Below are 11,839 nucleotides of genomic sequence, written 5' to 3'. Positions count from 1 at the left end.
GAGTAGGGTACATGGAAACATCAACAGCTCTATTTCTAACAATGCTTATCCCAACAGTCGCAATGGCTGGGAACATGGCATTCAAAGATCGTGAAAACCTGCGTGACGGTTTTACATTCATATGTGCGCTTCTAACGTTTGCATGTGTGCTGTGCATCTTATGTGCCGTTGGCAATGGCACAATGGAAGAAATCGCATTGTTCGAAGTCGTATCCGGCCTGACAATCGCATTCCATGTTGAACCATTGGGTCTGATGTTCGCGATCATCGGTTCAGGACTTTGGATACTGACTCATCTCTATGGCATCGGTTATATGCGTGGAAACAACGAAGATCATCACGCGCGTTTCTTTGCCTGTTTCAGCATCGCAATCGCTGCCGTGATGGGCATCGCATTCGCGTCTAACATGTTCACATTGTTTGTATTTTACGAAATTCTAACGCTGTCCACATATCCACTGGTCGCCCACAAAGGCACAAAAGATGCAATCATCGGTGCCCGTATCTATTTGGGCATATTGATTGGCACATCAATCGCACTTCTTCTAACAGGCGTGATTTGGACATTTGTTGCAGCAGGTACGTTGGACTTTGTACAGGGTGGTATTCTCGAAGGCAAAATCGCCCCAAGCTTAGTGCCAATCCTACTTGCGCTATATGCATTCGGTATAGGTAAAGCGGCATTGATGCCATTCCACCGCTGGCTTCCTGCTGCGATGGTCGCTCCCACGCCTGTATCCGCACTTCTACATGCCGTTGCGGTTGTGAAAGCGGGTGTATTTTCAATCCTAAAAGTGGGCATCTACATCTTTGGTATCGACTTTCTGGCGCAAACTGGCGCCTCAGAATGGCTGATGTGGTTGGCCGCTTATTCCATCATCGCCGCATCTGTCGTCGCGATGACCAAAGACAATCTAAAAGCACGCCTTGCGTATTCCACCGTGTCCCAACTGTCTTACATCACGCTTGGCATGGCCTTGGCCACAAGCATGGGCGCATTGGGTGGCGGTATGCATATAGCTATGCACGCAATGGGCAAGATCACATTGTTCATGTGTGCGGGGTCAATTTACGTGGCCTACCACAAAACTGAAATCAGCCAGATGCAGGGCCTTGGTCGCATCATGCCGATCACATTCATCGCTTTCCTAGTGGGCGCATTATCTATCATTGGTCTACCACCTTTGGGCGGCTCATGGCCGAAGTTCCTATTGATGGTGGGGGCAGCGGACGCAGGTCACCAGATTATCATTGCGGTTCTGATGCTCAGTTCGTTGTTGAACGTGGCCTATCTATTGCCAATCGTTGGGCGTGGGTTCTACCGCCCCGTCACTGACAGCAAACTGCCAAAAGGCGTGGCAGAAGCACCGCTATTGTGTTGGCTGCCACCAGCAATCACAGCATTTGGCTGCTTAATTTTATTCCTATACGCAGGCGCAATCCAAGACTTCCTTGCGCCAATCGTCGGTCTGTAAAGGGGTTCGAAGATGGCTAAAACACCAAAAGATGATCCAGCGAACTACCCTGCATTAGGACGGTGGTTAATGTTCTTGGACAAAAAGAAAAACGTCGACCGTATCGTATATGGGCTTTATGCACTTTGCACAGCGCTCTTCTTGGCAGACTTTCTATACTATAAAAAGGTCTACCTAGATCTTGAAAAATTCCCAGGTTTTTATGCCCTTTATGGGTTCTTCATGTGCGCAGCTTTGGTGGTTTGCGCAAAACTCATGCGCCGTTATCTAATGCGCTCAGAGGATTATTACGCCCCGCATGATGTGGAAGCAGAAGAGTATCCCGAAGACGGTTTAGATCGGGAGAGCGTAAATGATTGATACGTTCCCGCCATTTCTAATTTTCTTTATCGGTGCTGCAATCCTGCCGCTGATCCCACAGGGTAACCTACGCTCTGCTATCTCGCTGATCTTCCCAGTCATCAGTGCATGGCTGATCTGGACAATGCCAGAGGGTCTGCATTTATCCATGGCATTTGTTGGTCTTGATATCACGCTTTTACGTGTTGATAAGTTGGCGACGATCTTTGGCTTAATCTTCTCGCTCGCAGCTTTTCTATCGCTGCTTTACGCATGGCATGTGCGCGATACAGTCCAACAAGTGGCTGCATTGCTTTATGCAGGCTCTGCCATTGGTGCGGTGTTCGCAGGTGATCTGATTACGCTTTTCTTCTTCTGGGAAGGGACAGCAATTGCATCCGTCTTCTTGATCTGGGCACGCGGCACCGAAGGGGCGTATCACACAGGTATGCGCTATCTGATCATGCAAATTGCATCAGGTGTGATTTTGATTGCAGGCGCGGCCCTTTATTTCCGCACAACAGGCAATGTCGAATTCACCAGCATGAGCGATTTATTCGCAGCGGGTGATATCGGCACGATCTTGATTTTCTTTGCTTTCGGGATCAAATGTGCTTTCCCATTGTTGCACAACTGGCTTCAAGACAGCTACCCAGCGGCGACAATCACAGGCACAGTTATCCTGTCATCATTCACAACAAAGCTTGCGGTTTACTCATTAGCACGCGGTTTTCCGGGTACGGAAATTCTGATCTATATCGGTGCGGTGATGACGTTGTTCCCGATCTTCTACGCTGTGATAGAAAACGACTTACGTCGCGTTTTGGCCTATTCTTTGAACAACCAACTTGGTTTTATGGTGGTTGGTGTTGGCATCGGTACAGAGCTTGCATTGAACGGCACAGCCGCGCACGCATTCGCGCATATCCTTTATAAATCACTACTGTTTATGTCTGTGGGTGCTGTGCTGTTCCGTACGGGCACCGCCAAAGGATCTGAGTTGGGTGGGCTTTATAAAACCATGCCACTGACGATGATTTTCTGTGTGGTTGGGGCAGCCTCAATTTCTGCCTTCCCACTGTTCTCTGGTTTCATCTCCAAATCGCTGATCCTGTCAGCCGCAGCACATGATCATTACTACGTTATCTGGGCAATCCTCTTGTTTGCTTCTGCAGGTGTGTTCCATCACTCTGGCATCAAAATCCCGTATTTTGTGTTCTTTGCACATGACAGCGGTTTACGCCCGAAAGAGGCACCTTGGAATATGCTATTGGCAATGGGTCTAACAGCATTCCTATGTATTGCGATCGGCGCTTATCCAGCACCACTCTATAGCTTATTGCCATATGACGTGGATTACGTGCCTTACACTACAACTCACGTGATCACGCAGTTGCAATTGCTGTTCTTCTCGGCTCTGGCCTTCACGGTTTTGATGCGTACAGGCATTTATCCACCAGAGCTGAAATCCATTAATCTGGACACTGATTGGACATACCGCAAAGCTGGGCCTTCTGTGATTCATTGGTTCTCGTGGGTGATCGGATCGTTCTACACTTGGCTCACCAAGCTGATGTCCAAGACCACGGAACGCACGATCAAACGTCTATATCGTTCACATGGACCAGAAGGACAAATGGCGCGCAGTTGGCCAACAGGGGCAATGGTGTTGTCTATTGCCGTTCTGTTGGGCGCAACGCTGTTCATCAACTTCTTGGTTTAGATCAGACGTAAGCTGCCCATAGAATTCCCGCGAAGATCGAGCCAATGATGCCAAAGCTCAGATAGGCCAGAAACACGCGGGTTTTCACCAATGCCCATACTGCGATTGCGGCGGGTATACAGCTAACGCCACCTGCCATCATGAAACTCATCGCAGCCCCTTGTGACATGCCTTGCTCAATCAAACCTTGCACAAGCGGGGCAGCGGCATAACCATTCAGATAAGCAGGGGCACCAACAAAAGCACCAAGGATGATTGTACCCAGACCATCACCCCCAAGAAAGCCAGCGATCCATTCCGCAGGAACAAAGCGCAGCATCAAAGCTTCGAATACATAGGCAAGTGTCAGCCATTTGATCAAGAATAATGCATTCTCAATGGCAACTTCTTTGAATGTTTTCACACGCTCAGATTCTTTCCAGAATTTCCAAACAGGTTTGCCAGAAAGAGGGTCAGAACCACAGCAGCTGTTACATCCTGTGGGTGCAGTTTCTTTTAAAGGGTTGGCAAAAATAGGGGATGCGTTGAACAGCATAACACCAAAACCACCCATCATACCGATACTGACGGCAGCAACCGTTTTCGCAATTGCAAAATCCACACCCAATGTCCCTGAAGTGATCAAAAACATCGGCGGGTCCATAATCGGAGAGGCCAGCCAGAATGCCATCACAGCAGAAAGTGGTGTACCCAAAGCCAATAGCGCAGCTACGAAGGGGATCACTTCACAAGAACAAAACGGAAGCAATCCTCCCACCATAGAGGCAAGTATAATCATCTTAAATTGATTGCCTTGAAATGCAGATGCAACAAGTGTTTCAGCCCCAGAGGCGCGTAGATATGACACCAGAAAGACGGCGAATGTGATAAATATCCCAGTATATCCAAGGTTTTTTATTGTGAATTGCACGACGTACCCCAGATCATTTGGTACGAAAACTGCGACGGCTACCAAGGCAACTACAATTGCTGTCCATGCGCCATCCAGATTACGAAGTGAGTATTTTTTTGGTAATGGAGAGGAACTCGTATCAGCCATGATCTTTCCCTTCATGTGGATGGTCACTGTCAGCACAGCAATTTTGCAGCAGGAATTTTGAAAGCGCTTCGATCACATCATAGGCAACAGAGGTGCAAATTATCGTACGCCCTTGTTTAGCTTGAACGACCAAATCGGCAGCAGTGAGAAATTTTAAATGATGTGTCAGGGTTGAGCCTGTCACACCTGTCTTTTCACCAAGGTCCCCCATGGACAAGCCGTCAGGCCCGGCGCGCACTAAGGTTTGTAAAACGCTTAAACGTTGCTCGGATCCCAATGCAGCAAAGGCACTGGCGGCTTGCTCTAGGGAGAGGTGTGTATCGTCGAATCTATTCATATTTCGATAATTATAGAAATATCGAAATAAAGCAAGTTTTATTTCGATAATCATAGAAATGTGTTAAAGAGAGGAATGGGAAATGATATTCATAAACTTCAAAACAAAGTCTCTGCCTGCACTATATGCGCGGATCGTTTTGCTGCCACAAAGACAGCACACGAACCACGCCCCGTAGCATGGTTGTCTGGAACGGCCCCTATATTAATAGCAGGCCAAGCCCCAGGTGCACGGGTGCATGAAAGCGGTCGGCCATTTACTGATCCATCGGGAGATCGTTTGCGTGAATGGCTCGGTGTAGATGAAGCTATGTTTTACGATCGGAATAAGTTTTCGATATTGCCCATGGCGTTTTGCTTTCCTGGATATAATGACAAAGGGGCTGATTTACCTCCGCCACCTATATGCGCGAAAACTTGGCGCGCAGAAGCAATGACCCATATGCCTCAGATCAAATTAATCCTTTTAATTGGTGGATATGCACAAAAGTGGCATTTGCCAGAAACTAAAAAACAAACAGTGACCGAACGTGTTGCTGGATGGCAAACGCACGCACCGTTCATTTTTCCATTGCCACACCCATCTTGGCGCAATACTGGATGGTTGAAAAAGAACCCATGGTTCGAAGCTGATTTGCTGCCTGTATTACGCAAGCAGGTTTCGACCCTCGTGAAAGATAATTGATGACACCATTAGACGCCGCGCATGCCGAGATGGAGGCACAGCCAGAAATAGATGCATTCCGCTTACAGTTTTATGAACGGTTGGCAGACAGTGAATTGTTCTTGCTGTTAGAAGAAGAACCGACAGAGGATATCGCAAAGCCAATGTTATTCCCTGTTGAGGACCAACAGTTTGCATTGGTGTTTGATAGCGAAGAGCGTTTGGTGGAATTTGCACAGCAATCTGCTCCATTTGTCAGCTTAAGTGGGCGCTTGGTTGCTCAGATGTTGAACGGGCAAGGTATTGGACTAGGTGTAAATCTAACCGTAGCACCGTCCTCAATGTTGCTACCTAGTGAAGCAGTCGGCTGGTTGGCTGAAACGCTTTTGATTGAGCCAGAACAAACGCAGGCGAAGCCGATTGCTGTTTATGCTCCAAAGTCTATCCCTGAAGTTCTTGTCACATCATTAGATACAAAATTGGCGGCAATGGCAGGCGTTGCCAAAGCCGCTTATTTGGCGGAAGTGGAATACGAAGATGCACCACGAGGGCACGTGATTGCATTTGTCGAAGCGATCGAAGCTGCACAACCTGCAATCACATCTGCAATTGCAGAAGCTCTTACGTTTAGTGGCATTGAAGCAGGTACATTAGATGTGTTGTTCTTACGGACGTCTGATCCTATCTACGAACACCTATCAAAAGTTGCTCTGCGTTTTGATTTACCCGAGTTGTTAGAGCCCAAAGCACAAGTTATGGAAGCACCTGGATCAAATCCTGATAAACCACCAAAGCTGCATTAATAACCAACAGATCGATTAACGAGATGTAAAAATGGCTGATTGTTTTCACCGCGCTTGATATTATCTATAATTACAGGAACCGCCGTTTCCATACGTGTTTCAGAAGCTATGTGTGGTGTGATCAGTACATTTGGGTGGTTCCAATAAGGGTTATCATGTGGCAATGGCTCTACACGAAATACATCCAATGTTGCTCCAGAAATTTGCCCGCTGTTCAGGCCATCTATAAGGTCGGCATCATCAATCAATGACCCGCGGCCAGGATTAATAATAGCTATACCGTGTTTCATCTGTGCAATCGTTTTAGCATTGATAATATTCTCAGTTTCAGATGTTCCTGGCATCAATAAAACCAAAATATCTGATCGTTCTAAAACTATCTGTAAACCATCTGATCCACAAAAGGATTGTATCATGTCATCTTCTTTAAGTGTGCGCGACCAGCCTAAAACTTCAAAACCCTGCCGCGCGACGGCTTTCGCACAATACATACCCAATGCGCCTATCCCTAAAAAGCCAACAGTACGTTTACGTGCTAAGCAAGGTGTATTCTGCTTCCATGAGCCTGCTTCAACATTGATATATTGGTCTATGCCTAAATGGTATCGCAATACATGTCCTAATACATAATCTGACATACCCTCGCTCATACCATCATCGACCATTCGTGCTAATGGTTGTGTTAGGGTGGGGTTTTTTATGGCTACATCAACACCTGCCCAAATGCTTTGGATTAATTTTACGTTTTTGAACGATCTAAAATCTTGAACAGGCCCTGTTGGAGTGTAGATAATGTAATCAACTTCTTCTGGTTGCTTTGTTTCTTGCATCAAATTTACATCCAAACCAGCTGCAGAAAACTCTTGCGTCAAATGCGTTTTATATTCGGGCCAAATTGCATCGCGTGCGTTGAAAAGGATGTTAATCAATTGAGCGACCTCGGCCTATGAACATGCGCACTTTGTACCAACCCAAAGCCCATCATCAGCACAAGCATGGCCGAGCCTCCATAACTTACAAGGGGTAAGGGGACACCTACAACAGGGGCCAAACCCATGACCATCGACATATTCACGGCAAAATAGAAAAAGAATGTCGCTGAAATGCCCAGTGTGATTAAAGCACCGAAGCGGTTGGTGTTGGATGCGGCCGAAACCACACAAAATACCACGATCAAAAGGTAGATTATCAGCAATGCGATTCCACCAATGAACCCGAATTCCTCGGCCAGTGTTGTAAAGATAAAATCTGTATGCTTTTCAGGCAAAAAATTTAAACGGCTTTGTGTTCCTTGCATAAACCCGCGTCCAGAGAAGCCACCAGATCCAAGCGCAATTTTGGATTGGGTGATGTGATATCCAGCACCTAAAGGATCATTGGATGGGTCTAAAAATGTAGCGATACGCTTGTATTGGTAATCTTTTAGAATTTGCCACGATTGCCCTTTGGAAATCATGACGGCATAGATAACACCAATCGCTGCGGCTCCACCTGTAGCAAAATACCACCAACTGACACCAGCTACGAACATCATAATCGCTGCGCCTGCGAATAATAGCATAGCAGTGCCAAGGTCGGGTTGGCGTAGAACCAGAGCCATAGGAATTATGGTTAAAATAATCGGAGGCAGTAGCCATTGCGGTTTTGATACCAGAGATCGATCTAACCATGAGTAGTAAAATGCGAGAACCATCACCAATGTGATTTTCATAAGTTCAGATGGCTGTAATCGCATGAACCCAAGATCAATCCAACGTTGGGAGCCTTTTCCGATGTCACCGAAATATTCTACGACTAACAATAAAGCTAACGCAAAAAGATAGGCAAAAAAGGACAGGCTTCTATATGCCGAAATTGGAATGAACGCCATGATAGTCATAAGGGTTAAACCCATCGCAAAGCGTACCATTTGTGGGCGCGCCCAACGGTTTATATCTCCGTCAGCCACTGAAAATAGCATTAGAAAACCAACCGAGCATGCCGCAATAATCAGCAACGTTAAAGCCCAATTATAAGCAAGAACTTTGCCAAATCCTGTTGGCAGGTTGTCCCCATTTGGATCGTAATACGTCATGCGCGATCCTTTGGTGGGGATTGTGCAATAGGTGTTTGTTCATCAGGGTCATCAGTACGGCGTTTCTGCGATGGCAATGGACCGTAACCAGTTTTATCCCGCTCAAGAGCTGCCAGCATGATATCACGCGCTATAGGCGCTGCTGCTTTTGATCCGCCACCACCATGTTCGACAATAACAGATAAGGCATACTTTGGGTTATCATAGGGTGCAAAACCTACAAACAGCGCATGGTCACGGCGCTCCCATGGCAAGTCTTCATTTCGAATAACACCGCGTGCACGTTCCGCCTTAGTTATGAAACGTACTTGGCTCGTTCCTGTCTTTCCTGCCATTTCCATGCCTTCAGTTCTAATCCGCGAACCACGGGCAGTACCGCGCCTATGATTAACCACTTCAAACATACCACGACGAACAAGTGCCAAATGCTCGGGATCAATATCAAGTGCCTCATTTCCTTTGATAGGCATAAGATCTTCACCAATCGTATTGATCAAACGTGGTTGGATGTTTGTGCCAGCACTCAACCGCGCGGTCATCACGGCTAATTGCAAAGGTGATGCCAGCGTAAAACCCTGACCAATCCCTGCATTTAAAGTATCACCTACAAACCAGTCTTTACCTTTAACAGATTGCTTCCATGCTTTCGTCGGTGCCAAGCCTTCGCGAATAGCGGGCAGCGGTAAATCATGTCGTGTACCTAGCCCCAAACGCCGCGCCATTTCTGAGATTTTTTCAATTCCAACACGCTGTGCAATATCATAGTAATATACGTCGCATGACTCTCGTAATGATCGTGCTAAGTCTACACGCCCGTGCCCGCCTCTTTTCCAACAGTGGAATCTGCGATTGAAAACTTCGACATGACCTAGACAACGAATTTGTTCGTCACTTTTAATCACTCCAGCTTCTAGTGCTGCCAAAGCAACAATCATTTTATATGTGGAGCCAGGAGGATAAGTGCCAGATACAGCTTTGTTAGCAAGTGGGCGATATTTGTTTTCGTTTAATGCTTGCCAGTCAGGCACAGAAATACCAGTGACGAATTTATTCGGGTCATATGTTGGTGCGGATGCCAAAGCCAAAATATCACCGTTTCGCACATCTACAACAACAGCCGCTGCACTTTGTTCGCCAATACGATCAAGAGCAGCTTTTTGAACAGTGTTATCAACGGTTAATTGCAGGTTTTTACCTGGCTCACCCGGCTTACTATCAATTTCGCGCATAACACGTCCGCGTGAATTCACTTCGACACGTTTGATTTCTGCTTTGCCGCGCAGATCCTTTTCAACACGCGTCTCTACGCCATTTTTACCAATCTGGAAGCGTGGAATACGCAGCAAAGGATCATCATCTTCTGTTTTACTCAGATCATAGTCACTTACGGGGCCAACATACCCAAGAATATGCGAGTATTCATGAGCCTCAGGGTATTGGCGATAAGAACCTACAATTGGCGAAATCCCAGGCAAAGACGGTGCATTTGCTGCAACGCTTGCAACATGTTCCCATGTAATGTCTTCCGTAACTGTCACAGGAACCCAAGGTCTGCGTTTGGACATATTTTCCAAGACAGAACTGATATCTTCTTCTGATAAAGGAACAATTTGGGAAAGCTTTCGTAAAACTTCTTCAGGATCACTTGCCTGCTCGCGCACCATTTGAATGCGATAAATAGGGATGTTTATCGCAATTGGTCTACCACGTCGATCATAGATCAAACCACGTGTGGGTGGTACCAATTGCAGGTTGATACGATTTTCTTCGGCAAGTAGTCTAAATTGCTCTGATTGTTTAATTCCCAGCTGGCGCATACGTAGGGCAAGGATACCCATAAACCCAATCTGAGCTCCCATTAGAATGAATGCACGGCGTGACATTTTTTTTGATGGTTTTTTATCTTTAACAGGTCGCCTCATATCTTTTGACCCTTGATATCAAACTCACCCAAGGCAGGCTTCCGCACCCTTAGAATATACGTGATGATGAACAAAACAATGGGGTATGCTATTACAGTGAAAATCAACTCCCACAGCAGAATGAAAAGTGGCGGCGTTTCTACAATGGACATGGCCAGAAACGTTTGATTTGCACAAAGCGCTAATACGAAAACCATGGAAATAGTGATCCACTCAAACGGAAACAAGTTTTCACGAAAGGCATCACGATTGGCTCGCAACACTTCTGTCACGATTAAAATACATGCCGTCCAGACCCCAAAAGGTTTCGACTGAAAGATATCAAAGGCAAAGTAGATCAGACCAATTAACCAAAAGGGTACGATTTCTGGGCGGCGGATTATAAAAATACAAACAACACAAAACATTATATCAGGTGCAGGTAATTCACCAGGTATCAACGAAAATGGGATGAGTTGGTAAAAAATTATTAAGAATGCGAACAGAACCAAGACCACTTGTCTTAACCAGTTGAGATTAAGCTTTGTGTCGTTCATCCTTCAGTGCCCTCTATTTGTGTTTGTGGTTCTACTAATTCTTCGGGTAAATCGGGCCCGATCAAACGATCTGGGTCAGTAATCGGTAACCCTGGAGAATGGCGTACAATGCGCATAAATTCTAAACGGCTGTAATCTGCGGACAATCGCACACGAAACCTTTTATCGGATGTCAGTACAGCTTGTCCAATCAACAAATCGGCAGGAAACACGCCACCATCACCAGATGTTACGATACGATCCCCAGGCTGAACTAAATCTGTGTTCTCGATGAACTCTAAAACAGGTAACAAACTGTTATCCCCAGTCAAAATAGCTTTCTGGTTTGACGGCTTAATCGTTACGGGCACATTGCTGTTGCTATCGGTCAAAAATACAACACGGGATGAGTTTTTGCCAACACCTGAAATACGTCCAAGCAATCCTAGCCCATCCATAGCGGCCCAGCCATCTTTGATCCCGTCATTCTCACCTAGGTTAATCAATGCAGATTGTCTAAAAGGGCTGCCAGAATCCGTTAAAACCACGCCTGAAATAAACGACAGTTTTGCAGGTAGCTTCACATTGTTCAAATCCAACAACCGCGCTTTCTCTTGTTCCAACTGAATAGCTGCTTCGCGCCATGCCTTCATCTGTTGCAACTCGCGGCGCAACTCTTGGTTTTGTTCGTAAATACGTCCGTAAGATTGGAAATCATCTACGATCTGCGAAATACGTGTAATCGGCGCCATCGCCCATTCCATATTCGGTACGACCTTATCCAATATAGAAACACGTAATTGTTCCGCACGTGGATTATCAATGCGCCAAAATAGGAAAATCAGGAATAAAAAGAAAAGTGTTAGGCCGAACAAAACCTGACGAATGGATCGCCCAAAGTTAATGTCTTGACCGGTTTTCTTTGCCATGTCCTATACCTTGGAAATGA

Annotated in this window: 12 protein-coding genes; 5 read left to right on the top strand and 7 right to left on the bottom strand. The window is 46.2% G+C overall.

What is annotated here, in order from left to right; translation table 11 throughout:
- The first annotated feature begins 11 nt into the window (after window positions 1-11).
- Genes F9L33_RS10705 through F9L33_RS10695 form a run of 3 tightly spaced genes read left to right on the top strand, consistent with a single transcriptional unit; the run spans window position 12 to window position 3,537 of the window.
- Entirely contained in the window at window positions 12-1,475 is a 1,464-nt protein-coding gene (locus F9L33_RS10705) for a proton-conducting transporter membrane subunit (RefSeq protein WP_152142778.1), read from the top strand.
- A 12-nt stretch (window positions 1,476-1,487) separates the two neighbouring features.
- Complete coding sequence (locus F9L33_RS15790) at window positions 1,488-1,835, top strand: hypothetical protein (protein ID WP_193222023.1); 348 nt, start codon at window positions 1,488-1,490, stop codon at window positions 1,833-1,835.
- Complete coding sequence (locus F9L33_RS10695) at window positions 1,828-3,537, top strand: Na(+)/H(+) antiporter subunit D (protein ID WP_152142777.1); 1,710 nt, start codon at window positions 1,828-1,830, stop codon at window positions 3,535-3,537. Before F9L33_RS15790 ends, F9L33_RS10695 begins: the two co-directional genes overlap by 8 nt.
- A gap of 1 nt (window position 3,538) precedes the next feature.
- Here F9L33_RS10695 and F9L33_RS10690 read toward each other — a convergent pair whose 3' ends face one another.
- Window positions 3,539-4,576 carry a permease gene (locus F9L33_RS10690; protein ID WP_152142776.1) on the bottom strand — a complete coding sequence of 346 codons (1,038 nt, stop codon included), beginning with the start codon at window positions 4,574-4,576 and terminating at the stop codon, window positions 3,539-3,541.
- Entirely contained in the window at window positions 4,569-4,913 is a 345-nt protein-coding gene (locus tag F9L33_RS10685) for a helix-turn-helix transcriptional regulator (protein ID WP_152142775.1), read from the bottom strand. The genes F9L33_RS10690 and F9L33_RS10685 overlap by 8 nt, the downstream gene beginning before the upstream one ends.
- A gap of 75 nt (window positions 4,914-4,988) precedes the next feature.
- Between F9L33_RS10685 and F9L33_RS10680 the strand changes: the two genes are divergently transcribed.
- Both F9L33_RS10680 and F9L33_RS10675 read left to right on the top strand, forming a co-directional pair.
- On the top strand, window positions 4,989-5,597 hold the full coding sequence (locus F9L33_RS10680) for a uracil-DNA glycosylase family protein (protein ID WP_152142774.1): 609 nt from the start codon (window positions 4,989-4,991) through the stop codon (window positions 5,595-5,597).
- Window positions 5,597-6,379 (top strand): SseB family protein, encoded by a 783-nt coding sequence (locus tag F9L33_RS10675; protein ID WP_152142773.1) that lies wholly within the window; start codon window positions 5,597-5,599, stop codon window positions 6,377-6,379. Before F9L33_RS10680 ends, F9L33_RS10675 begins: the two co-directional genes overlap by 1 nt.
- Here the strand turns inward: F9L33_RS10675 and F9L33_RS10670 are convergent.
- From F9L33_RS10670 to mreC, 5 genes are read right to left on the bottom strand one after another with little or no spacing between them, the layout of a single operon-like run.
- Complete coding sequence (locus tag F9L33_RS10670; RefSeq protein ID WP_152142772.1) at window positions 6,376-7,308, bottom strand: glyoxylate/hydroxypyruvate reductase A; 933 nt, start codon at window positions 7,306-7,308, stop codon at window positions 6,376-6,378. The two genes, F9L33_RS10675 and F9L33_RS10670, sit on opposite strands and share 4 nt — an antisense overlap.
- Window positions 7,305-8,453 (bottom strand): rod shape-determining protein RodA, encoded by a 1,149-nt coding sequence (rodA, locus tag F9L33_RS10665; protein WP_152142771.1) that lies wholly within the window; start codon window positions 8,451-8,453, stop codon window positions 7,305-7,307. The genes F9L33_RS10670 and rodA overlap by 4 nt, the downstream gene beginning before the upstream one ends.
- Window positions 8,450-10,375, bottom strand: a complete 1,926-nt coding sequence (mrdA, locus tag F9L33_RS10660; RefSeq protein WP_152142770.1) for a penicillin-binding protein 2 — start codon at window positions 10,373-10,375, stop codon at window positions 8,450-8,452. The genes rodA and mrdA overlap by 4 nt, the downstream gene beginning before the upstream one ends.
- Entirely contained in the window at window positions 10,372-10,911 is a 540-nt protein-coding gene (locus F9L33_RS10655) for a hypothetical protein (protein WP_152142769.1), read from the bottom strand. The genes mrdA and F9L33_RS10655 overlap by 4 nt, the downstream gene beginning before the upstream one ends.
- On the bottom strand, window positions 10,908-11,819 hold the full coding sequence (gene mreC, locus F9L33_RS10650; protein WP_152142768.1) for a rod shape-determining protein MreC: 912 nt from the start codon (window positions 11,817-11,819) through the stop codon (window positions 10,908-10,910). Before mreC ends, F9L33_RS10655 begins: the two co-directional genes overlap by 4 nt.
- Between the last annotated feature and the right edge of the window lie 20 nt (window positions 11,820-11,839).

Origin of the sequence: Amylibacter sp. SFDW26, assembly GCF_009184395.1 — a bacterium.
Classification (GTDB): domain Bacteria; phylum Pseudomonadota; class Alphaproteobacteria; order Rhodobacterales; family Rhodobacteraceae; genus Amylibacter.
Note: the sequence above shows the minus strand (reverse complement) of the source record. Positions and strands in the feature narration are given on the sequence as shown.

Coding starts and splice junctions, on each gene's coding strand:
- F9L33_RS10705 (WP_152142778.1), top strand. CDS start 12: ATGGAAACATCAACAGCTCTATTTCTAACAATGCTTATCCCAACAGTC.
- F9L33_RS15790 (WP_193222023.1), top strand. CDS start 1,488: ATGGCTAAAACACCAAAAGATGATCCAGCGAACTACCCTGCATTAGGA.
- F9L33_RS10695 (WP_152142777.1), top strand. CDS start 1,828: ATGATTGATACGTTCCCGCCATTTCTAATTTTCTTTATCGGTGCTGCA.
- F9L33_RS10690 (WP_152142776.1), bottom strand. CDS start 4,576: ATGGCTGATACGAGTTCCTCTCCATTACCAAAAAAATACTCACTTCGT.
- F9L33_RS10685 (WP_152142775.1), bottom strand. CDS start 4,913: ATGAATAGATTCGACGATACACACCTCTCCCTAGAGCAAGCCGCCAGT.
- F9L33_RS10680 (WP_152142774.1), top strand. CDS start 4,989: ATGGGAAATGATATTCATAAACTTCAAAACAAAGTCTCTGCCTGCACT.
- F9L33_RS10675 (WP_152142773.1), top strand. CDS start 5,597: ATGACACCATTAGACGCCGCGCATGCCGAGATGGAGGCACAGCCAGAA.
- rodA (WP_152142771.1), bottom strand. CDS start 8,453: ATGACGTATTACGATCCAAATGGGGACAACCTGCCAACAGGATTTGGC.
- mrdA (WP_152142770.1), bottom strand. CDS start 10,375: ATGAGGCGACCTGTTAAAGATAAAAAACCATCAAAAAAAATGTCACGC.
- F9L33_RS10655 (WP_152142769.1), bottom strand. CDS start 10,911: ATGAACGACACAAAGCTTAATCTCAACTGGTTAAGACAAGTGGTCTTG.
- mreC (WP_152142768.1), bottom strand. CDS start 11,819: ATGGCAAAGAAAACCGGTCAAGACATTAACTTTGGGCGATCCATTCGT.